15 protein-coding genes are annotated in these 22,595 nt (G+C 65.2%); 13 read left to right on the plus strand and 2 right to left on the minus strand.

The genetic code is table 11. From position 1 onward, the window contains the following. Positions 1-63: 63 nt before the first annotated feature. From ACVMB1_RS05565 to ACVMB1_RS05610, 10 genes are all read left to right on the plus strand, one after another. Complete coding sequence (locus ACVMB1_RS05565) at positions 64-939, plus strand: branched-chain amino acid ABC transporter permease (protein WP_016841141.1); 876 nt, start codon at positions 64-66, stop codon at positions 937-939. Continuing rightward, on the plus strand, positions 936-2,708 hold the full coding sequence (locus tag ACVMB1_RS05570; RefSeq protein WP_141339479.1) for a branched-chain amino acid ABC transporter ATP-binding protein/permease: 1,773 nt from the start codon (positions 936-938) through the stop codon (positions 2,706-2,708). Before ACVMB1_RS05565 ends, ACVMB1_RS05570 begins: the two co-directional genes overlap by 4 nt. After that, a complete protein-coding gene (locus tag ACVMB1_RS05575; RefSeq protein ID WP_057015754.1) occupies positions 2,708-3,436 on the plus strand; it encodes an ABC transporter ATP-binding protein in 729 nt (242 codons plus the stop codon). Before ACVMB1_RS05570 ends, ACVMB1_RS05575 begins: the two co-directional genes overlap by 1 nt. A gap of 36 nt (positions 3,437-3,472) precedes the next feature. Then, positions 3,473-4,558, plus strand: a complete 1,086-nt coding sequence (locus ACVMB1_RS05580; protein WP_141339481.1) for a malate/lactate/ureidoglycolate dehydrogenase — start codon at positions 3,473-3,475, stop codon at positions 4,556-4,558. A gap of 40 nt (positions 4,559-4,598) precedes the next feature. Beyond that, the gene (locus ACVMB1_RS05585) at positions 4,599-5,375 is read left to right on the plus strand and encodes an HpcH/HpaI aldolase family protein (RefSeq protein WP_018270573.1); all 777 of its coding nucleotides are present in this window, start codon (positions 4,599-4,601) and stop codon (positions 5,373-5,375) included. Positions 5,376-5,567: 192 nt separating this feature from the next. Further along, positions 5,568-7,091, plus strand: coding sequence for a UxaA family hydrolase (locus ACVMB1_RS05590; protein WP_076833008.1), 1,524 nt, complete (start codon positions 5,568-5,570; stop codon positions 7,089-7,091). A 293-nt stretch (positions 7,092-7,384) separates the two neighbouring features. Next, on the plus strand, positions 7,385-7,888 hold the full coding sequence (locus tag ACVMB1_RS05595; protein WP_246786892.1) for a GDSL-type esterase/lipase family protein: 504 nt from the start codon (positions 7,385-7,387) through the stop codon (positions 7,886-7,888). Positions 7,889-8,114: 226 nt separating this feature from the next. Next, positions 8,115-11,372: a transglutaminase family protein gene (locus tag ACVMB1_RS05600; RefSeq protein WP_456848320.1), complete on the plus strand. Its 3,258-nt coding sequence runs from the start codon at positions 8,115-8,117 to the stop codon at positions 11,370-11,372. A gap of 20 nt (positions 11,373-11,392) precedes the next feature. Then, complete coding sequence (locus tag ACVMB1_RS05605; protein WP_141339485.1) at positions 11,393-13,930, plus strand: circularly permuted type 2 ATP-grasp protein; 2,538 nt, start codon at positions 11,393-11,395, stop codon at positions 13,928-13,930. After that, complete coding sequence (locus ACVMB1_RS05610; RefSeq protein WP_456848322.1) at positions 13,927-14,805, plus strand: transglutaminase family protein; 879 nt, start codon at positions 13,927-13,929, stop codon at positions 14,803-14,805. The genes ACVMB1_RS05605 and ACVMB1_RS05610 overlap by 4 nt, the downstream gene beginning before the upstream one ends. 47 nt (positions 14,806-14,852) lie before the next feature. Here ACVMB1_RS05610 and ACVMB1_RS05615 read toward each other — a convergent pair whose 3' ends face one another. Together ACVMB1_RS05615 and ACVMB1_RS05620 are read right to left on the minus strand one after the other, a co-directional pair. Continuing rightward, positions 14,853-16,355 (minus strand): sensor domain-containing diguanylate cyclase, encoded by a 1,503-nt coding sequence (locus tag ACVMB1_RS05615; protein ID WP_456814144.1) that lies wholly within the window; start codon positions 16,353-16,355, stop codon positions 14,853-14,855. Between the two features lie 165 nt (positions 16,356-16,520). Then, entirely contained in the window at positions 16,521-18,227 is a 1,707-nt protein-coding gene (locus ACVMB1_RS05620; RefSeq protein WP_141339491.1) for a methyl-accepting chemotaxis protein, read from the minus strand. Positions 18,228-18,565: 338 nt separating this feature from the next. Here ACVMB1_RS05620 and ACVMB1_RS05625 point away from each other — a divergent pair, with 338 nt between their 5' ends. The 3 genes from ACVMB1_RS05625 to eutC all read left to right on the plus strand — a co-directional run bounded on the left by ACVMB1_RS05625 (position 18,566) and on the right by eutC (position 22,463). Continuing rightward, positions 18,566-19,948, plus strand: a complete 1,383-nt coding sequence (locus ACVMB1_RS05625; RefSeq protein ID WP_076833024.1) for an ethanolamine ammonia-lyase subunit EutB — start codon at positions 18,566-18,568, stop codon at positions 19,946-19,948. A gap of 129 nt (positions 19,949-20,077) precedes the next feature. Then, the gene (locus tag ACVMB1_RS05630) at positions 20,078-21,664 is read left to right on the plus strand and encodes a B12-binding domain-containing radical SAM protein (protein WP_076833026.1); all 1,587 of its coding nucleotides are present in this window, start codon (positions 20,078-20,080) and stop codon (positions 21,662-21,664) included. A 4-nt stretch (positions 21,665-21,668) separates the two neighbouring features. Beyond that, positions 21,669-22,463: an ethanolamine ammonia-lyase subunit EutC gene (eutC, locus tag ACVMB1_RS05635; protein ID WP_141339493.1), complete on the plus strand. Its 795-nt coding sequence runs from the start codon at positions 21,669-21,671 to the stop codon at positions 22,461-22,463. Positions 22,464-22,595: the final 132 nt, after the last annotated feature.

Consider the following 22,595-nt stretch of genomic DNA (forward strand, 5'->3'; position numbering starts at 1 on the left):
CTCTCCGGGCCACCTCGGAGAGGCCGTTCGCCCGCGACACAATTCTCAGATCGAGCGCTCGTCATGGATCTCGTCCTCCAACTGCTCTTTACCGGCATCGGCATCGGCGCGGTCTACGCGCTGGTCGCGCTCGGTTTCGTGCTGATCTTCCGTGCCACCAACGTGGTGAACTTCGCGCAAGGCGAGTTCTCGATGGTCGCCGCCTATCTGATGGTGGTGTTCTCGGTCGATCTCGGCTGGCCTTACTGGCTGTCGTTCCTGATCGCGCTCGCCGGCATGGCGTTGTTCGGCGTCATCTTCAATCTCGGCGTCTATTATCCGCTGCGCAATCGCACCTATCTGCCCGTGATCATCGCCACCATCGGCGCCTCGATCCTGCTGTCGAACTCGGTGCTTGCGATCTACGGCCCGCAGCCGCAGGTGCTGCAGGGCTGGTTCGATACGCCCGGCATCCAGCTCGGCCCGGTCTATCTCGACAGCCAGTATCTTCTGATCATCGGCGTCACGATCCTTCTGGTGCTGTTCAATTTTTGGTTCTTCGAGAAGACGCTGCTCGGCAAGAAGTTGCAGGCGACCTCGCAGGATAAGGAAATGGCCTCGCTGCTCGGCATTTCCGTTTCCACCATGATCATGATCACCTTCATCTATTCGGCCGTGCTCGGCGGTCTCGCCGGCATCCTGGTGGCGCCGGTGCTGTTCGTCTCGATCCAGATGGGCTCGACGATTGCGCTGAAGGCGTTTGCCGCGACCATCATCGGTGGCTTCGGTGACGTCGCCGGCGCCATCGTCGGCGGCCTCGCGCTCGGTGTCATCGAGACGTTCGGTGCCGCCTATATTTCAGTGCCGTACAAAGACGGCTTTGCCTTCCTGGTGCTGATCGCTTTCCTGGTGTTCCGGCCGCAGGGCATCTTCGGCGAACGCGTCGCGGAGAAAGCATGAGCGCCACCGACAACATGATCCCCGCGCCGGCCGTGCGCTCGAAGCCGCTGATCATCCGTCATCTGCCGTATTTCATCGGCGCCGCGGTGCTGGTGGCGCTCGCCGCCGGCATGCGGTTCGACGGGTACATCCTCAACATCCTGCTGCAGGCCACGACCTTCTCGATCGCGGTGTTCGGGCTGTCGGTCGTGCTCGGCCTGTGCGGCCAGATCAACCTGGCGCAGGCCGCGTTCTTCGGCTTCGGCGCCTATGTGGTCGGGCTCGGCACCGCGGACCTGCACCTGAACTTCTGGCTCTGCCTGGTTGGCGCCTGCGCGATCACGCTGATCGCCGGCGCGTTCCTCGGCATGTCGACGCTGCGGCTCGGCGGGCACTACCTTGCGATGGTGACGATCTCGTTCCAGCAGATCGTGACGCTGGTGATGATCAATGCCATCGGCGTGACCCACGGGCCGGACGGCGTCGCCAACATTCGCCGGCCGGAGCTGTTCCAGTCCTCGCAGAGCTACCTGGCCTTCTGCGTCGCGATGCTCGCGATCGTCGGTTATCTGGTCTGGCATCTGCCTGATACCAAGCTCGGCCGCGCCATGCGCGCGGTGCGCGACAACGAGCTTGCGGCGGGCGTCAATGGCATCGACGTGTTCCGCACCAAGATCTACGCCTTCGGCCTGTGCGCGTTGCTCGGCGGTCTGGCCGGTGGCCTGTTCGCCGGCGGCTTCGCCTATGTCAGCCCGGACCAGTTCTCGTTCGCAGAATCGATCGTGTTCCTGACCATGTCGCTGCTCGGCGGCGTGGCCTCGCCGATTGGCTCGGTGATCGGTACGGGCCTCCTGATCCTGATCCCGGAATGGCTGCGCTTCCTCAAGAGCGTGCCGGGACTTTATCTGGCGATCTACGGCCTGTTCGTGATCCTGATCATCCGCTTCATGCCCGACGGCATCTGGGGTTTTGTGTCGGACGCATTCACGCGCTGGCGTGCGCACACCAAGGCGCCGCCGGCCGCGGCGGCCTTGCAGCTCAAGCCGGCGACGTCAGGCGGCGACATCGTGCTCGAAGTGACCGGGCTCTCGAAGCACTTTGGCGGCCTCAAGGCGGTCGACGGCGTCGATATCGCGGTGAAGCGCGGCAGCGTGCATGCGCTGATCGGGCCCAACGGCTCCGGCAAGACCACGACGCTGAACGTGCTGTCCGGGCTCTACAAGGCGACCGCGGGCAGGATCGTGCTCGACGGCACCGACATCACCAACATGGCGCCGCATCAGCGCACGGCGGCCGGCCTCGGACGCACCTTCCAGAACATCCGCCTGTTCCGTTCGATGACCGCGCTGGAGAATGTCGAGATCGGCGCCGAGCGGCCCGGCAACACCATGATCGGGAAGGGCGAGGACGCGCTGACGGAGCGCGCGATGGAGGCGCTGACCTTCGTCGGGCTCGGCAACCGCGCCAACGAATTGATCTCGAGCTTCTCCTACGGCCACCAGCGCCTGATCGAGATCGCGCGGGCGCTGGCGTCGAACCCGACGCTGCTGCTGCTCGACGAGCCGGCGGCCGGTCTCAACTCGACCGAGAAGCTGGAGCTGCATGAGCTGCTCAAGCGCATCGCAGCCCAGGGCCTCACCATCCTGATCATCGATCACGACATGACGCTGGTGTCGGAAGCGGCCCAGCACATCACCGTGCTGAACTTCGGACGCCGCATCGCGGACGGCGAGTCGATGGCGGTGCTGCGCCATCCCGACGTCGTCTCCGCCTATCTCGGGAGCGAATGATGCCGCTGCTCGAAATCCGTAATCTCGTGGTCCGCTACGGCGAGATCGAGGCGCTGCGCGGCGTCACCATCGCCGTGGAGCAGGGCCAGGTGGTCACGCTGCTCGGCGCCAACGGCGCCGGCAAGTCGACCACGCTGCGCGCGATCTCAGGCCTCGCCAAGCCCGCCTCCGGCGACATTATGTTCGACGGCCACTCGATCGCGGGCCTCGGGCCCGAAGCGATCGTCCGGCTCGGCATCTCGCACGTGCCGGAAGGCCGCCGCGTGTTTCCGGGCCTCACCGTGAAAGAGAACATCATGCTCGGCGCATCGAACCGGAAGGTGCCGGCGTCGCAGATCTCGCGCGAGGCCGACGCGATGTTCGATCTGTTCCCGGACATCCGCGCCTTTTCCAACGCGCTCGGCTGGACGCTGTCCGGCGGCCAGCTGCAGATGGTCGCGGTGGCGCGCGGCCTGATGGCCAAGCCGCGGCTGCTGCTGCTCGACGAACCGTCGCTCGGGCTGGCGCCTGTGATCGTGCAGGCGGTGTTCCGCATCATTTCGCAGATCAGGAAGGACACCACGGTCTTGCTCGTCGAGCAAAATGCGCGCATGGGACTTTCGGTCGCCGATCATGGCTTTGTCCTGGAAACGGGGCGGATCGTGCTGGGCGGCAAGCCCGACGAATTGTGGGGCAATGAGGCTATCGCCGCGGCCTATCTCGGCGGCCACGCCAAAACCCACGCCTGACAACGTCCCGTGCTTTACTGAGCGAGCTGGTTTTTCATGGTCACCATCAAGGTCGATAACCTCATCAACTTCGTGTCCGAGGTGTTTTCCCATTCGGAGTCCTCTCCGGAAGAGGCGAAGCGCATCGCGACCTATCTGACGACCGCGAATCTTACAGGTCATGACAGCCACGGCGTGATCCGCGTGCCGGTTTATGTCAGGTGGAAGAAGATGGGCTCGATCGTGCCGAACCAGACTCCCGAGGTGGTGGTCGACACGCCATCGCTCGCGGTGGTCGACGGCAAGTTCGGCTATGGCCAGACCGTCACGCCGGTTGCGGTCAGACTCGGCATCGAGAAGTGCAAGAAGGCGGGGCTCGCCGCGGTCGCGCTGCGCAACTCCGGTCATCTCGGCCGCGTCGGCGACTGGGCCGAGATGGCCGCCGCCGAAGGTCTTGTTTCAATTCATTTCGTGACCGCGGCCGGCTCGCTGCTGGTTGCGCCTTACGGCGGCGTCGAGAAGCGCCTGTCCACGGCGCCGTATTGCGTCGGCATTCCGCGTCAGGGCCAGAATCCGATCGTGCTCGATTTTGCGACCTCGGTTGTCGCCGAGGGCAAGTGCCTGGTGGCAAGCCGCGGCGGCAAGAAGCTGCCGACCGGCGCGCTCGTCGATGCCGACGGCACGCTGAGCGAGGATCCCCACGTGCTGTATGGGCCGTACACGCCGGACGGACCGCGCGACCACACCAAGGGAACTGGCGCGATCCGCGCCTTCGGCGATCACAAGGGCTCGGGTCTCGCCTTCATCTGCGAACTGCTGGGCGGCGCGCTGACCGGCACCGGCGCGACGTCGTCGGACCGGCGCTTCGCCAACGGCATGATGGCGTTCTACATCGACCCCAAGGTGATCGACACCAGCAATTTCTTCGATGGAGAAATCACCCGCTACACCGATTTCATCCGCGCCACCAAGCCGATCGCGGGCACGGATTCCGTGCTGGTTCCAGGCGATCCGGAGCGGAAAACCCGTGCCGATCGCACCAGGAATGGCATCCCCTTGCCTGACGACACGTGGGCGGCGATAGTGAATACCGCGCGCGAAGTCGGCGTCAGCGAAGTTTCTATCCAGCGGGCGACCAGCTGAAGGCTCGTCCCCCAATAAACCGCAAAGGGAAACGCGATCAATGGCAAACAAGGTCAAGCAAGTCTGGGCATCGGGCAAAGCGGTGGTGAACGCGTGGCTCGCGATCCCATCGGGATTCTCGGCCGAAGTGATCGCGCAATGCGGCTTCGACAGCGTCACCGTCGACATGCAGCACGGTGTGCAGGATTATCAATCGATGGTGCAGTGCTTCCAGTCGATGCACGCCCATCCGGTCACTCCGATGGTCCGCGTACCCTGGAATGAGCCCGGCATCATCGGCAAGGTGCTGGACGGCGGCGCCTATGGCGTGATCTGCCCGATGGTCAACACACCGCAGGAAGCCAAGAACCTCGTCTCCTACGCAAAATATCCGCCGAAGGGCGTGCGCTCCAACGGCCCGATCCGCGCCGGCATGTACGGCTCGGCCGGCACCTATCAGCAGACCGCCAACGACGAGATCGTGCTGCTGCCGATGATGGAGACCAAGACCGCGGTCGAGAACATGGAAGCGATCCTCGATGTCGAAGGCATCGATGGCGTCTATATCGGCCCGTCCGATCTCGGCTTCTCCTACGGCCTGGTGCCGAAGCTCGATCGCGATGAGCCGGAGATCCTCAAGATCTACGAGAAGATCATCAAGGAATGCGGCAAGCGCGGTCTCAATCCGGGCATCCACTGCTCGGGCGCCGAAGGCGCGGTGCGCGCGATCAACATGGGCTTCAAGCTCGTGACGCTATCGAACGAGGTCGGCCTGATGCAGGTCTACGCCAAGATGCAGGTCAACGCGACCCGCGAAAAGTCCGGCGGCAAGGCGTAAGCTCTGTCCGCGATGTTAGCTCTGCTCCCTCGTCCTGCTTTTGCGGGGAGAGGGTTGGGGTGAGGGGCTCTATCCGGCTAGCACCGTCTTTTTAATTGGCAACGTGCGTCGCCCCTCACCCGAATTGTCGCTGTGCGAGACCTCTCCCCGTAAAGGACGGGGAGAGGTGACTAACTCCAAAGGAGAACTCCGATGGCCTCGGCACAAGTGATCCGCCTGCACGCCGACGACAGCGTCCTGATCGCGCGCGCGAGCCTGCCGCCGGGGCTTGAGGTGACTGAGGGCGTCACGACGGTCGATCGGATCCCCGCGGGCCACAAGGTCGCGATCAAGCCGATCGCGCAAGGCGAGCCGATCCGGCGCTACGGCCAGATCATCGGCTTTGCGACCCAGCCGATCGCGCCCGGCCAGCACGTACATACGCAGAACTGCGGCATGGGTGATTTCGCCAAGGACTATGCCTATGGCGTCGACGTCAAGCCGGTGCCGAACTTCGATCTGCCGGCGACGTTCGAAGGCATCCGCCGCGCCGACGGCCGCGTCGCGACCCGCAACTATATCGGCATCCTCACCTCGGTGAACTGCAGTGCCCATGTCGCCGGCATCGTGGCCGACATGTTCAAGAAGAATCCGTTCACCGGCGACAATCCGCTCGCCGATTACCCGAATGTCGACGGCGTCGTCGCGCTGACCCACAAGACCGGCTGCGGCATGACCCAGGACGAGCCCTTGGCGCTGCTCCGCCGCACGCTCGGCGGCTATGCGCGGCACGTCAATTTCTCCAACGTCATCGTGCTCGGCCTCGGCTGCGAGGTGAACCAGATCGGCGGCCTGATGCAGGAGCAGAAGCTCGCCGGCCGCCTCCGCGCGATGGACATCCAGGAGGTCGGCGGCACCCGCAAGACGGTGGAAGCCGGCGTTGCCTTCGTGAAGGAGGCGCTCGCCGATGCCAACAAGGTCAAGCGCGAGGCGGTGCCGGCGTGCGAACTCACCGTGGCGCTGCAATGCGGTGGCTCGGATGGTTACTCCGGCGTATCCGCCAATCCGGCGCTCGGCGCGGCGAGCGATTTGCTGGTCCGTCACGGCGGCACCGTGATCCTCTCGGAGACGCCCGAGACCTATGGCGCGGAGCATCTTCTGACTCGCCGCGCCGTCAGCCGCGAGGTCGGCGAGAAGCTGGTCGGCCTGATGCGCTGGTGGGAGGAGTACACCCAGCGTGAGGGCGCCGAAATGAACGCCAATCCGAGCCCGGGCAACAAGGCCGGCGGTCTCACCACCATCCTTGAGAAGTCGCTGGGCGCGATGGCCAAGGCCGGCAGCACCAACCTCGTCGACGTCCTCAACTACGCCGAGCCCGTCACCAAGAAGGGCTTTGTGTTCATGGACACGCCCGGCTACGACCCGGTCGCCGCGACCGGGCAGGTCGCGGGCGGCGCCAACCTCGTCTGCTTCACCACCGGCCGCGGCAGCGTGTTCGGCTGCAAGCCGGCACCGTCGATCAAGCTCGCCACCAACACGCCGATGTTCAAGCGGATGGAAGACGACATGGACGTCAATTGCGGCACCATCCTCGATGGCGAGGAGAGCGTGCAGGAATGCGGCCAGCGCATCTTCGACCTCATCCTCAAGACCGCCTCGGGCCAGCTGACCAAGAGCGAGAGCTTTGACTTCGGCGGCGCTGAATTCGCGCCGTGGGTACTGGGCGCGACGATGTAGTTTGAGCCACGATCTAGCCTTTCACTCCGCCGTCGTCCCTGCGAAAGCTGGAACCCATAACCACCGGCCGTAGTGATGTGCGAGGCGTCTGCCATCGTCTTTCATCATTAGGACCACGCGGTCTGGGTCCCTGCTTTCGTGTTCGGTCCCGTGTGATTGGCGAGGGCCTGGATTGGCGCCAGGTAGCCGAGGCATTTGAGGCGGGTCCGATTGTAGTCGTGGACGAACTTGGCGAATGAAGCTTCCCGGACTACGCTGCGCTCCATCCGGGCTACGGATGGGACGGAGGAAGCATGCGCGCGCGTCGGTTGGGAATTGTTGGATGCATCGCATTTCTCGCCGCTTTGAGCCTCGGCGTCGATTCGGCTGACGCCGCAACCATAGTCGCGCTTGGCGCGAGCAATACCTATGGCAAGGGCGTGGCGCGCAACCAGGCCTATCCCGCGCAGCTCGAAGCGATCTTGCGGGCGGAGGGATTAAGCGTCCGCATCGTGAATGCCGGCATCAACGGCGACACCACGGAAGGGATGCTGCAACGCCTGGACCGAGCCGTCCCGAACGGGACCCGGGCGGTGATTCTCCAGCCGGGCGGCAATGACCGGCGCAAGGGCAGCCCTGACCGGACCGCGGATATCCAAAGTCGTCTCAGCGCCCGTGGCATCGCGGTGATCATGCTCCCTAACGGGATGCTGGGTGGACTCCCCCATCAGCCCGATGGTGTGCATTTGACCCCCGAGGGCTATCACATGCTCGCCGAGCAACTCGCGTCGCAGGTATCCGGCGCGATCGGCCGCTAGCAATCGCGTAGCCCGGATGAAGCCAACGGGTCGCGCGAATGCGCGCCCGATGACAGGCTCCGCGCAATCCGGGACTCTTCCTGCGGATGAAGGCCCCGGATTTCGCTTTCGCTCCATCAGGGCTACGGATCGCGCCCTTACCTTGGGCACCCCGTGCCCGTTGTTAGTGCTTGATGTCGACCGGAACCAGTGTTCTGCTCAAAAAAGCTGCTGGAGCCCTCGGTCCGTGTCGATATCCGTCGCACTGCATCACGTCACGCACTACACATACGACCGGCCGATCGATCTCGGGCCTCAGACCATCCGGCTCCGGCCCGCGCCGCATACGCGCACGCCGATCACAAGCTATTCGCTCAAGATCTCGCCCGCCAATCACTTCGTGAACTGGCAACAGGACCCGCAGGGCAACTGGCTGGCGCGCTACGTCTTCCCCGAGAAGGCGACCGAGCTCAAGGTCGAGGTCGATTTCACCGCTGACATGACGGTGGTCAATCCGTTCGACTTCTTCGTCGAGCCCTTTGCCAACAGCTTTCCGTTCGAATATCCCGGCGATCTCAAGACCGAACTCGCGCCCTATCTCGAGACCGATGAGCCCGAGCCACTGCTCGCGGCTTACCTGAAGGAGATTCCGCGCCAGGCTGACAGCACCGTCAACTTCCTGGTCGAGCTGAACGCGCAGCTGCAGAAGAAGATCAGCTACGTCATCCGCATGGAGGCCGGCATCCAGACGCCGGAGGAGACGCTTGCCGCGGGCTCCGGCTCCTGTCGCGACTCGGCGTGGCTCTTGATCCAGACGCTGCGCCACCTCGGGCTCGCCGCGCGTTTCGTCTCCGGATATCTCATTCAGCTGCGGCCGGACATCGATCCGCTCGAGGGGCCGCGCGAGGTCGAGAGCGATTTCACCGATCTGCACGCCTGGGCCGAGGTCTATCTGCCGGGGGCGGGCTGGATCGGTTTCGACGTCACCTCCGGCATGCTGACGGGCGAGGGCCACATCCCGGTCTGCGCCACGCCACACTATCGTTCGGCCGCGCCGGTGACCGGCACCGCGGGCGTTGCCAATGTCGAGTTCGGCTTCGAGATGAGCGTCAAGCGCATCGGCGAGGCGCCGCGCATCACCAAACCATTCTCCGATGAATCCTGGGCGCGGCTCGACCAGCTCGGCGAGCAGGTCGATGCCGACCTGAGGAAAGACGATGTGCGCCTGACCATGGGCGGCGAGCCGACCTTCGTTTCTGTCGACGATCTGGAATCGCCGGAGTGGAATGTCGCCGCGGTCGGCCCGACCAAGCGCGCGCTCGCCGACGAATTGATCCGCAAGCTGCGCACGCGGTTCGCTCCGGGCGGCCTGCTGCATTACGGCCAGGGCAAATGGTATCCCGGCGAGAGCCTGCCGCGCTGGGCGTTCGGTCTCTACTGGCGCAAGGACGGCAAGCCGATCTGGAAGAATGCCGAGCTGATCGCCGGCATTGAGAATTCGCGCAGGGCCGAGATCGCGGAGGCCCAGCGTTTCGTCAGAGTAACAGCAACCAAGCTTGGTCTCGGCGTCGACTATGCCATGCCGGCTTATGAAGATCCCGCCTTCTGGCTGCAGCGTGAAGCCGGCCTGCCGGCCAATGTCAGCCCGGCGAATTCCAAGCTGACCGATCCGGAAGAGCGCGCCCGGATGGCGCGGGTGTTCGACGAGGGGTTGACCACGCCGAAAGGTTACGTGCTGCCGATCCAGCGCTGGAGCCCGCTCGGTGATCGCGTGCCGGCACGCTGGCGCAGCGAGCGCTGGAAGATCCGACGCAGCCATCTGTTCCTGTCGCCCGGCGACTCGCCGCTGGGCTTGCGGCTTCCGATCGCCTCGCTCGAATATGTCCCGCCGGACGATTATCCCTATGTCGTCGAGCGCGATCCGATGGCGCCGCGCGATGCGCTTTCCGAAGAGCTGCGGCAGGCGCTGAGGGAGATTCCCGAGCCGCTGCCGGTGCGTACCGCGATGTCGATCGAGGTTCGCGACGGCGTGCTGTGCGCCTTCATGCCGCCAGTCGAGAGGGTCGAGGATTATCTCGACCTGATCGCAGCGATCGAAGCCGCCGCCGAAGAGTTGCAGCTGCAGGTCCACGTCGAGGGTTACGCGCCGCCCTTCGATCCGCGCATCGAGGTGATCAAGGTGACGCCGGATCCCGGCGTGATCGAGATCAACGTGCAGCCGGCGCAAAGCTGGCGCGAAGCCGTCGACATCACGCTCGGCCTCTATGAGGACTCCGCCAAGACGCGGTTAGGGGCCAACCGTTTCCTGATCGACGGCCGCCACACGGGCACCGGCGGCGGCAACCACATCGTGGTCGGCGGCAGCAAGCCGGAGGATTCTCCGTTCCTGCGCCGGCCGGACCTGTTGAAGAGTCTCGTGCTGTACTGGCAGCGGCATCCGTCGCTGTCCTATCTGTTTTCCGGCATGTTCATCGGCCCGACCAGCCAGGCGCCGCGCATCGACGAGGCGCGGCATGACGGGCTCTATGAGCTGGAGATTGCGCTGTCGCACGTGCCGCCGCCGGGCATGGATGCGCCGCTGTGGCTGGTCGATCGCCTGTTCCGGCATATCCTGGTCGACATCACCGGCAACACCCATCGCGCCGAGATCTGCATCGACAAGCTCTATTCGCCCGACGGCCCGACCGGCCGGCTTGGCCTCGTCGAATTCCGCGCGCTCGAAATGCCGCCCGACCCGCGGATGTCGCTGGCGCAGCAACTGTTGATCCGCGCGCTGCTCGCAAAGCTGTGGCGTGAGCCGCAGCAGGGCCGGTTCGTCCGCTGGGGCACCGCGCTGCATGACCGCTTCATGCTGCCGCATTTCCTCTGGGAGGATTTTCTCGGCGTCCTCGCCGAGCTCAAGCAATCCGGCTACGACGTCGAGCCGGAGTGGTACAAGGCGCAACTTGAATTCCGTTTCCCCGCCTTCGGCCGCGTTCATCACGGCGGCGTCGGTCTCGAACTGCGGCAGGCGCTCGAGCCCTGGCATGTGCTGGGCGAGGAGGGCACCTCGGGCGGCACCGTGCGCTACGTCGATTCGTCGGTCGAGCGTCTCCAGGTGAAGGCGACCGGATTCGTCGATGGGCGCCATGTCATTACCTGCAACGGCAGACGGATGCCGATGACCGAGACCGGCCGTGCCGGCGAGGCGGTCGCCGGTGTCCGCTTCAAGGCCTGGCAGCCGGCCTCCGGCCTGCATCCGACCATTCCCGTGCATGCGCCGCTGACGTTTGACCTGATCGACACCTGGAACGGACGCTCGCTCGGCGGCTGCGTCTATCATGTCGCCCATCCCGGCGGCCGCAACTACGAGACCAAGCCGGTCAATTCCTACGAGGCCGAGGCGCGGCGGCTGGCGCGCTTCCAGGAGCACGGCCATACCCCAGGCAAGATCGAGACGCCGCCGGAGGAACGCACAATTGAGTTTCCCTTGACCCTCGACTTGCGGACGCCGCTCCTGCACTAATTGTGTCAAGGGGAAGTGGAATGTCCGCATCGGGTGGCAATAGTCCAGGCAGCAGTCAGGAGAGCAGGGCCCGTCCCGGTCAGCGCCGGATGGCGCAGTGGACCCGCGACTATGTCCGGCTGCCCGGCATTCCCGACGAGTATATTGCAGACAACGGCGCGCCGCGGCCGGTCTGGGCCCGCTTCTTCGACGCCTTTGCCGCGCTGTCGCCGGCCGATATCGAGCGCCGCTTCGCCTCCGCCGATCGCCATCTGCATGAGGCCGGCGTCACCTATCGCGCGCCGGGCGACACTTCCGACCGGATCTGGCCGCTCAGCCATCTGCCGCTGATCATCGACGCGGCGGACTGGCGCCAGCTCGCCGCCGGTGTCGCGCAACGCGCGCAGCTGCTGGAGATGGTGCTGGCCGACCTCTACGGCGAAGGCCGCCTCGTTGCGGACGGCGCCATCCCTGCCGCGGCGATCGCCGGCAGCAGCGAGTATCTGCGCGCGGTCAGCGGCATCAAGCCGCCGGGGGGCCGCTATCTGCATCTCTATGCCGCCGACATCGGCCGCGGGCCTGACGGCCGCTGGTGGGTGCTCGCCGATCGCACGCAGGCACCGTCGGGCGCGGGCTATGCGCTGGAAAACCGCCTGGTGCTGTCGCGCGCCTTTTCCAATCTCTACAAGTCGATGAATGTCGAGCGCGTCGCGCCGTTCTTCGAGGCGTTCCGCGATTCGCTGCGCGCCAGCGCCGATCGCGACGAGCCGCGGATCGGCCTGCTGACGCCCGGCGCGTTCAGCGAGACCTACTTCGAGCACGCCACGCTGGCGCGCTATCTCGGTTTCCTGCTGGTCGAGGGCGACGATCTCGCGGTCTCAGGCGATCGCGTCCACATCCGCACCGTCGCCGGGCTGAAGCGGCTCGACGTGCTGCTGCGCCGGGTCGATTCCAACATGCTCGATCCGCTCGAGCTCGACGCGTCCTCCTATCTCGGCGTGCCCGGGCTTGTCGAGGTTCTGCGCAAGGGCGGCGTCGTGGTCGCCAACATGCCGGGCTCCGGCGTGATGGAGGCGAGGGCGCTGCTCGGCTTCCTGCCCAATCTGTGCCGGCGCCTGCTCTCTGAAGACCTGATGATGCCGCACATCGCGACCTGGTGGTGCGGCCAGAAATCCGCCCGCGAAGAGGTGCTGTCGCGGCTCGACGAGTTCGCGATCGAAGGCGCCTATGGCCGCGGCGTTGCGGATTTTCCCGGCAACGGACCGGTGCTCCCGGGCGAATTGTCGGCAGCGGACCGCGACCGCCTGAAGGATGCCATCAGCCATCGCGGCATCGATTATGTCGGTCAGGAGCTCGTGCGGCTGTCGACCACGCCGGTATGGGAGAACGGTCGCATCGCGCCGCGTCCGTTCGTGTTGCGGGTGTTCGCGGCGGCGACGCCGAGCGGCTGGACTGTGCTGCCCGGCGGCTTCTGCCGGATTGCTGATCGGGCCGATGCGCGCGCGGTGTCGATGGGCGATGGCGCGGTGTCCGCCGATGTCTGGGTGGTCTCCGACAAGGCGGTTGAGACCTCGACCCTGCTGCCGGCGGTCGACACCGTCCGCATCCGCCGCATCGCCGGCGTGCTGCCGAGCCGCGCCGCCGATAATCTGTTCTGGCTCGGCCGCTATCTGGAGCGCGCCGAGGCCACCATCCGGCTGATCCGCGCGCTGTGCACGCCGCTGCGCGATCCTGCGCGCGCGAATTCGAACGGCGCGGCGCCGGCGATGCATTCGGCCGAGCGCATCCAGCGCATGCTGGTCGCCTGGGGCGCGGCCTCGCAGACCGCGCGCGCCAATCTCGCCAAGGTCGCGCTCGAAGCGCTGCAGAGCGAGGAGAAATTCGGCTCGGCGCTGTCGCTGGTGCGATCCGCGCAGCGCACGGCGACCTCGCTCCGCGAGCGGCTGTCGCCGGACGCTTGGCAGGTCATCACCGAGATGGCTGATCGGCTGGCCATCGAGGTTCATGACGATGACGGCGTCGTCAGCGCCGCCGAATTGACCTTGCAGGAGCTCGCAAGCTTCGCCGGCCTCGCGCAGGAAAACATGAACCGCGCCGCCGGCTGGCGTTTCCTCGAGATGGGCCGCCGCGCCGAGCGCGCCGTCAACACCACGCGCTTTGCCCGTCAGTTCGCCTATGACGAAGCCGGTGACGAGGACCTCGACGTTCTGCTCACGCTGGTCGACTGCCAGATCACTTATCGCTCGCGCTATCTGGTGCAGCCGCTGCTCGCACCGGTGCGCGATCTGGCGGTGCTCGACCCCTACAATCCGCGCTCGGTCGCATTCCAGGTCGCGGCGCTGAACGAGCATATTGCCGCGCTGCCGAGCCTGAAGGAGCATGGCCTGATCGAGCGGCCGCAGCGTCTTGCCGTCGCGGTCGAGGCAATGCTCACAACGGCTGAAGCCTCGAGCCTCGACGTCAAGACGCTGTTCGCGCTGGAGCAGGATCTGCTCAACCTCGCCGACGCGATCGGGCTGCATTATTTCCCGCACGGACCGAATGCCAGCCGGCCGGAGAAGCTCACGGGGCTGGCGTGATCTACGACATCCGTCACGTCACGACCTACAGCTACGAGACCCAGGTCAGCTTCGCGCGCTGCTCGCTGCGGCTGGAGCCGGTCACTGGCGACGGGCAGCAGTTGATCTCGCATTCGGTCGAGATCCGTCCGAGGCCCGCGGAACGCACCGCAAGGCGCGACTTCTTCGGCACGCTCACTGAAAGCGTCCTGATCGAGACCGCGCATCGCAGTCTGCGCATCGATGCCCGCTCGCGGGTCTCGGTGGCGCGAAAGCCGCCGGCGTGCGACGCCGCCAGTCCGCCCTGGGAGGACGTGCGTGACAACGCGTTCGAGGCATTGAGCCTCGATGCGGCCTCGCCGGTCGGCTACGTCTTTGCCAGCGCACTGGTGCCGGTGCTACGGCCCGTGACGGCCTACGCTTCCGCGAGCTTTTTGCCCGGCGGCGGCATCCTCACCGGGGCGGCCGACCTGATGCGCCGCATCCGCAACGACTTCAAATACGATCCCAAGGCGACCGTGATCTCGACACCGCTTCGCGACGTGTTCGAGAAGCGCCACGGCGTGTGCCAGGACTTTGCCCATGTGATGATCGCGGGGCTGCGCGGCCTCGGCCTGCCCGCGGCCTATGTCAGCGGCTATTTGCGCACCATTCCGCCGCCGGGCCAGCCGCGGCTGCAGGGCGCCGACGCCACCCATGCCTGGGTCTCGGTCTGGTGCGGCAGCGCGCTCGGCTGGGTCGGGTTCGACCCGACCAACGATCTGATGGTCGGGAGCGACCACATCATTCTCGCCATCGGCCGCGACTTCGCCGACGTCTCGCCGGTCGATGGCGTCATCGTCGGCGCGCGCAAGCAGAAGCTCGCCGTTGCGGTCGACGTGCTGCCGGTGGGGTGAGCCGGGATGGGCGCGCGGCGCGCTCGACCGCGCCAATGCGGTCGCGATCAGGCGACGTGCCGCTTGCCCGATTTGTCCCACCCGATCGGGCTGACGATGACGCGGTCGCGGCCTTCACGCTTGGCTTGATAGAGCGCGAGGTCCGCGGCCTTGAGCAGATCGCGCGACGTGCGCTCGTGGTCCGGGACGAGGCAGGACAATCCGATGCTGACGGTCGGCAATTCAGGCTCGGATTCCCGCGCAGCCGCCAGCTTGGTGCGAATCCGTTCGGCAATTTCCAGGGCGCCCGTCTTGCCGATGCCCGGCAGCAACACCGAAAACTCCTCGCCGCCATAGCGGGCACCGAGATCAGTTGCACGCTTGGCGCTGCTTGCGATGCACCGTCCCACGGTGGTGAGCACGGCGTCGCCGGCCTGATGCCCGTACGTGTCGTTGTAGATCTTGAAATGATCGACGTCGATCATCAGAAGCGAGACCGGCGCCTTTGCACGCATGCCACGGCGCCATTCGACGTCAAGGGTATCGTCGAGGCGGCGGCGATTGGCGAGGCCCGTCAGTGCATCCGTGCTCGCGAGGTGCGCGAGCCGGTCTTCCGCGGCGGCCCGCCGTTTGAGAGCGGCCACCAGGTAGAACATCAGCACGATCGAGAAGCCGCAGAGCGCTGCCACCACGCTGCCGATCAGCCAGAGCTGCTGCCACCAGTCGGCATAGATGCCGTCGAGCGCAAGACCCTCGGCGATGAGCAGGCGATTGTGTCCGACCGCCTGGAAAACATAGAGCCGGCTGACATGATCGACGATCGATTTCGTGATGTAGGAGCCGGATTGTCGTGCCGGAAATTGCTTGAAGACCAGAGAGTCCTTGATGCTTTGCCCGATCTTGCTGATGTCGAACGGGGCGCGCATCAGTATGACGCCATCGCTGTTGAACAGCGCCATGCTGTCGCCGAAGCCGAAATTCAGCTTGCGAAACAGATTGTGGAAATAGCTGAGCCGCATGCTGCCCGCGACCACGCCGGCAAAGGAACCGTCGTCATTGTTGATGCGGCGGCTGAGGTTGATCAGATATTCGCCGTCAGAGGTAATCCACGGAGCGCTGATGAACAGCCCGCCGTCCGCTCGCGTCTGATGTGCCCGGAAGAAGTCTCGATCGGCGAAATTTGCGGCCCGCGGCGTCAACGTCCTGGAATCGAGCGTGACGTCCCCCGCCGCATTCAGCACAAGGATCGAGCCGAGATCCTTGGCCGTGGCGGCGCGGTCGAACAGCACGACCTGGCGAAGCTCCGGGCTGATCTTGCCGAGTTCCTGCAGCTTGACGCCGTCGGCGACCGCCTGGAGCGAGAGGTCGTAGAGGTCGATGTTGCGGTCGATCTCGCTGGCGATGGAGGCGACGAGGTTGGTCGCACCTTGCTTCGCATGCTGATAGTCCTTGCCCGCCATCTCCCAGAGGATGGATGCGCAGATCGCCGAAAAGCAGAGAACGAGGCCGATCCCGAGCGCAAGGAGCCGTTTGGTCGGCACTGCCTTCGGCTTTGGCAAAAGCCCGTTCATTGCTCGGTTCCACTTCCCCGCGCCCTCGCGCAGCGACGCTTTTCTATGGAGGCATCAAATTGAGAAATGCGACCCGAAACGGAGGCAATTTGTGTCCGTGCGTTGGGAGAGTCTTAACCATCCGAATTGCCGGGGCCCTGTCGCAGGGCCCCGCCAGATCGCCGCTCAGGTTCCGGTCCGCTGCAGGCCGTCGGCCGCGTCGCTGCGCAGGTTGCGGAAGAACTGCTCGACCTCGCGCGACAGCGTCTCGGCAGTTGTGGTCAGATCGTTCGAGGCCGCGAGCACCGATTCCGCCGCCTTGCTGGTTTGGTCCATGTCATCGCGGAGCGAGCCGACATTAGTGACCAGGGTCTCGTTGCCCTGGGCGGCCATCTGGGCATTGGCGGAGATTTCGCGCGTCGCCGCGTCCTGCTGGCCGACCGCGCTCGCGATGTTCGCGGTGACGTTGCTGATCTCGCGCACCGCCTGACCGATCTCGCGCACGGCGGCCACGGAGTTGCGGGTCGAGGCCTGGATCAGGCCCACATTCTCGCTGATCTCGGCGGTTGCCTTCGCGGTCTGGCCGGCCAGCGCCTTGACCTCATGCGCGACGACGGCGAAGCCACGGCCGGCATCGCCGGCGCGGGCGGCTTCGATGGTGGCGTTGAGGGCGAGCAGGTTAGTCTGCTCGGCGATCGCCTGGATCAGACTCAGCACCCCGTCGATGCGCTGGGTGGTGGCGGCAAGGCCCTCGATCTCGGTGATCGAGCGGTCGGTGCGCGCACCGGCCTGATCGACTGCGCCGGACGACTGCTTGACCTGGCGGCCGATCTCCTCGACCGAGGCGGAGAGTTCTTCGGCTGCGCCCGCCACCGCGGAGACGTTGCTCGAGGCCTGTTCGGTGGCGCCTGCCGCCGCCACCGCGCGGTCGCTGGCGTCCGACGCGACGGTTGCGATGGTCTGCGCGGTTTGACGCATCGTCGCGGCGTTGTCGTGCACCGCGCGGAGCACCTCGCCGATCGTGCCACGGAACGCTTCGACGAAGGTCTCGATATGCCGGCCGCGCGCGTCGCGCGCCTCGGAATCCTGTACGACCTGCGCGTTGAGGCTGCGATTGCGGTCCATCGCCTCCTGGAAGACCTTGATGGCGCGTGCCAGTGCGCCGATCTCGTCGCTGCGCCCGACATGCGGTACTTCGACATGGTCGGTGCCCTCGGCGACGCGCTTGATCGTCATGGTGATCTGCGACAGCGGCCGGGCCACCGAGCGGGCGATGATCAGCACGCCGAGTACCACCACAATCAAGGCCGCGGCGCCGAGGCCGGTCAGCACCAGCGCCATCGTGCGGTTGGTGTCGGTCTCCCGCGCCAGCTTCTTGCTGCGGTCGGCATAGACCTTGGAGAGCGCCTCGAGATCCTTGTTCAGTGCGGTGCGCACGTCGCGGTTGGCGTCGTTGTCGCCCCATTCCCGCCCGGCTGCGGCGCCGATCTCGATGCCGCGGCGTACCAGCTCCTTGCGGAAATCGATGAACTGCTCGATGCGCTTCTTGAACACCGCGAACTGGGCGGCGTCGTCGGCCTGCACCAGCGTTTCCCAGTTCTTGACCACGCCGAGAATGCGTTCGTTGAACGCCAGCAGCCCGTCGCCGTATTTCTTCACCGCTGCCGGATCGGTCGACATGTAGATGCCGCGGGATTCCATCACCACGGCGTAGACCAGTGAATTGACCCGCTCGACATTGAGTGCGGCACGGCTTGCGAGGTCGACGGCCTCGGTCAGCTCGGCATTACGCCGCGCATTGTATTCGGACAGGAAGGTGATGGCCGCGGTCAGCGCCGCAATCAGCGCAAACGTCGAGTACAGCCTGGCAGCAAGCGAGAATCGGGATGCCATTGGAGGCCGGGACATGGAGATGGGGGATGTGACGGGGGCGGGCATTGCGGGGCACTCCAAGAGGCCGGGGAGTACCTTCGGCCGATTAAAGCTTATGCAAAATTTTCATGGACAATTTGTTAACACGCGAGATTTGTGCAGCCGCGACCGTTAAAATCTGTAAATAATCCCAATGCCTTATGGGCCGCTTTGAGTCTGCCGGGTGCTCGCGGCTTGCGGTCGTGCCGAGGCTGCGCCGCCGTTACCGGCAAAGGCGCCAGCACGCGGGGCGAAGCCGATGGCACGCCTTTCGCAAAGAGGTGCTAGATTGCGCTGCCCCAGCCCGCGACGAACCCCTCATGCTCTATCGTCACACCATCGACGCCACCAATTACGCATTCGACGATCTGCGCATCCTGCTTGCCAAGGCCTCGCCGCCGCGTTCAGGCGACCGCCTGGCCGGCATCGCCGCCGACAGCGCGGAGGAGATGATCGCAGCGCGGCTTGCGCTGGCCAATGTTCCGCTCAAACAATTCCTCGATGAGCCTGTCATCCCCTATGAGGCTGACGAAGTCACCCGCCTGATCCTCGACAGCCACGACGTTGCCGGCTTTCTGCCGGTGTCGTCGCTCACCGTCGGCGGATTCCGCGACTGGCTGCTGTCGGATGCCGCCAGCGGGGAAGCGATCAAGAAGATCTCGCGCGGCATCACGCCAGAGATGGTTGCGGCGGTGTCGAAGCTGATGCGCAACCAGGATCTGATCCTGGTCGCGAAGAAATGCGAGGTGACGACCCGCTTCCGCAACACCATCGGGTTGCGCGGGCGAATGAGCACGCGGCTGCAGCCGAACCATCCTTTCGACGACCCCAAGGGCATCACCGCCTCGATTCTCGACGGGCTGCTGCTGGGAGCGGGCGATGCCTGCATCGGCATCAATCCGGCGAGCGACGACCCAAACGTCATCGGCACCCTGCTGCGGCTCCTGGACGACATCATCACGCGATTCGAGATTCCGACGCAGGGCTGCGTGCTGACCCATGTCACGACCACGCTCGGACTGATCGGGCAGGGGCTGCCGGTCGATCTCGTGTTCCAGTCGATCGCCGGCACCGAGGCGGCCAATCGCAGTTTCGGCGTCGACCTCTCGCTGCTGCGGGAAGCCCGGGAAGCGGGGCTGTCGCTGCGCCGCGGCACGGTCGGTGACAATGTGATGTATTTCGAGACCGGGCAGGGCTCGGCGCTGTCCGCCAATGCCCATCACCAGGTCGACCAGCAGACGTGCGAGGCGCGGGCCTATGCGGTGGCGCGCGCGTTCGATCCACTGCTCGTCAACAGCGTGGTCGGCTTCATCGGTCCTGAGTACCTCTATGACGGCAAGGAAATCATCCGCGCCGGGCTCGAGGATCACTTCTGCGGCAAGCTGCTCGGTCTGCCGCTCGGGATCGACGTCTGCTACACCAACCACGCCGAGGCGGATCAGGACGACATGGACAATCTCCTGACGCTGCTCGCGGCCGCCGGCGTGAACTTCATCATGGGCGTGCCGGGCGCGGATGACGTCATGCTGAACTATCAGTCGACATCGTTTCACGATGCGCTCTATGTCCGCGACTTGTTCGGCTTGAAGCGGGCTCCCGAATTCGACGACTGGCTCGCGCGCGTCGGCCTTGCCGGGCAGGACTTCCGCCTCGTGGCCGGTGCGGAGCGGCTGCCCGACCTCGCTGCCAGGCTGCTGACCTGAGGGGGATAGCGAAATTCTGCAGAGCAACTATCTCGTCGTTATGTCGTTAAGTAGTGCCACAATGTTGAAGAATTTCTGGCCCAGCGTTCCGCGCCGTGGTTAGATTTGCCGGTGCTTCGGGGTCGTTTGATGAGAGCTGAGGGCATAAAGACAGTACGACGTATCCTCTGCGTTTTTCCGCGCTATACGTCGTCGTTTGGGACCTTCGAGCACGCCTACCCCCTCACTGACGGCGTCAAGGCGTTCATGCCGCCGCAGGGCCTGCTGCTGATCGCCGCATACCTTCCCGAGAACTGGCCGGTGCGTTTCGTCGACGAGAATCTGCGTCCGGCGACGGCGGAGGATTTCGAGTGGGCGGATGCCGTGTTCGTCAGCGGTATGCATATCCAGCGCCAGCAGATGAACGACATCTGCCATCGCGCGCATGACCATGACCTGGTGGTCGCGATCGGCGGCCCGTCGGTCAGTGCTTGCCCGGACTACTATCCTTCATTCGACTACCTCCACGTCGGCGAGCTCGGCGATGCGACCAATGAGCTGATCAAGCGTCTGGCTCATGATACCAGCCGTCCCGACGAGCAGGTGGTGCTTAAAACCATCGACCGGCTGCCGATGACGGAATTCCCGCTGCCAGCCTATGAGCTCGCCGAAACCAAGAAATATTTCCTCGGCAGCATCCAGTTCTCCTCGGGCTGCCCCTATCAGTGCGAGTTCTGCGACATCCCCGGGCTCTATGGCCGCAATCCGCGCCTGAAGTCGCCGCAGCAGATCATCGCCGAGCTCGACAAGCTGCGCGCCTGTGGTGCCACCGACACCGTGTATTTCGTCGACGATAATTTCATCGGCAACCGCAAGGCGGCGAGCGAGCTGTTGCCGCACCTGATCGAGTGGCAGAAGCGGACCGGATATGTCACGCGCCTCGCTTGCGAGGCGACGCTCAACATCGCCAAGCGTCCCGAGATCCTGGAGAAGATGCGCGAAGCCTACTTCGTGACGATCTTCGTCGGCATCGAGACGCCCGATCCCGACGCGCTGAAGGCCATGCATAAGGATCAGAACATGATGGTTCCGATCCTCGAGGGCGTGCGCACCATCAACTCGTTCGGCATGGAGGTCGTCTCCGGCATCATCATGGGGCTCGATACCGACAAGCCCCAGACCGGCGACGCGTTGCTCTCCTTCGTCGAGGAGTCGCGGATTCCGCTGCTCACCATCAACCTGCTGCAGGCGCTGCCGAAGACGCCATTGTGGGATCGGCTCGAAAAAGCCGGGCGCCTGATCGATGACGAGGGCCGCGACTCCAATGTCGAGTTCCTGCTGCCCTACGAGGACGTGGTCAGTTCCTGGCGCAAATGCATGGAAGTTGCCTACGAGCCGAAGAAGCTGTTCGCGCGCTATTTGCATCAATGCAACTACACCTATGCCAATCGCATCAAGGTGCCGGTTAGCCCGGAGATGAAGAGCTGGGCCAACATCCGGCGCGGCCTGATCATGCTCCGCAACATCTTCTGGAAGGTCGGCGTGCTCGGCGACTACAAGCGCGTGTTCTGGAGGTTTGCGCTCGGCCGGCTCAAGCGCGGCGACATCGAGGGGTTGATCTCGGCGACACTGGTTGCGCATCATTTGATCACCTTTGCGCGTGCAGCCTCCAGCGGCCGGCAGAACGCCTCGAACTACTCGATCCGGCTGCGCGAGGCTTCCGTCCCCGCCGAATAACAGCATGACGACACCGCCGGCGCCCACGTCCCCTTCGCTCGCCGATCTGCGCGAGCTCACGCCGGCGCGCGTCGGCCTTGGCCGGTCCGGTGCCAGCCTGCCGACCGATGCGCTGCTGTCGTTCACGCTCGACCATGCCCGCGCCCGCGACGCCGTCCACGCCGCCTTCGATGTCAGCGGGATCGCGGCCGGTCTTGCCGGCCTCGGCATCACGCCGCTTGAGGTGTCGAGCCAGGCGCACAGCCGGCGCGACTATCTGCGGCGGCCCGATCTCGGGCGCATGCTGGATTCTGCGTCGCGGCGGTCGCTGGAGAAGTGTGGCATCACCGCATGCCCCTGCGCCATCGTGATTGGCGACGGCCTGTCGCCGACGGCGGTCAATGTGCATGCCGTCGAATTGATCCGGCATCTCGTGCCGCGCTTGGCGGCCGACAAGATCGAGGCCGGCGCGGTGATCGCAGCGTCCGGGGCGCGGGTCGCGCTCGGTGACGAGATCGGCGCCATCGTCGGCGCGCGCATGCTGGTGATGCTGATCGGCGAACGGCCGGGCCTGTCCGCTCCCGACAGCCTCGGCGCCTATCTCACCTTCGCGCCGCGAATCGGTCTCACCGACGCCGACCGCAACTGCATCTCCAACATCCACCATGCCGGGCTGAGCTATGTGGAGGCCGCATTCAGGATTTCGTGGCTTGTGCGCGAGGGCCTGGCACGCCAGATCACAGGGGTCGCGTTGAAAGATGAAAGCGGCGGTGGATCGTCGAGGAATGCGCTACCAAGGTGTGACAAATCAGATACTTAATGGCGGGGGTCGGCGGTTCCCTGTCGATTTGGTCGGCCCCTCGCGCTTGCGAGCAAAGGGGCGGGCAGGTAAAACCGGCGCCGGTCAATATTCGCGTGTTTTCAAGGACTAGCGCTGATCAGTTGCGCTCAC

The sequence above is a fragment of the Bradyrhizobium sp. USDA 4504 genome, assembly GCF_054063995.1.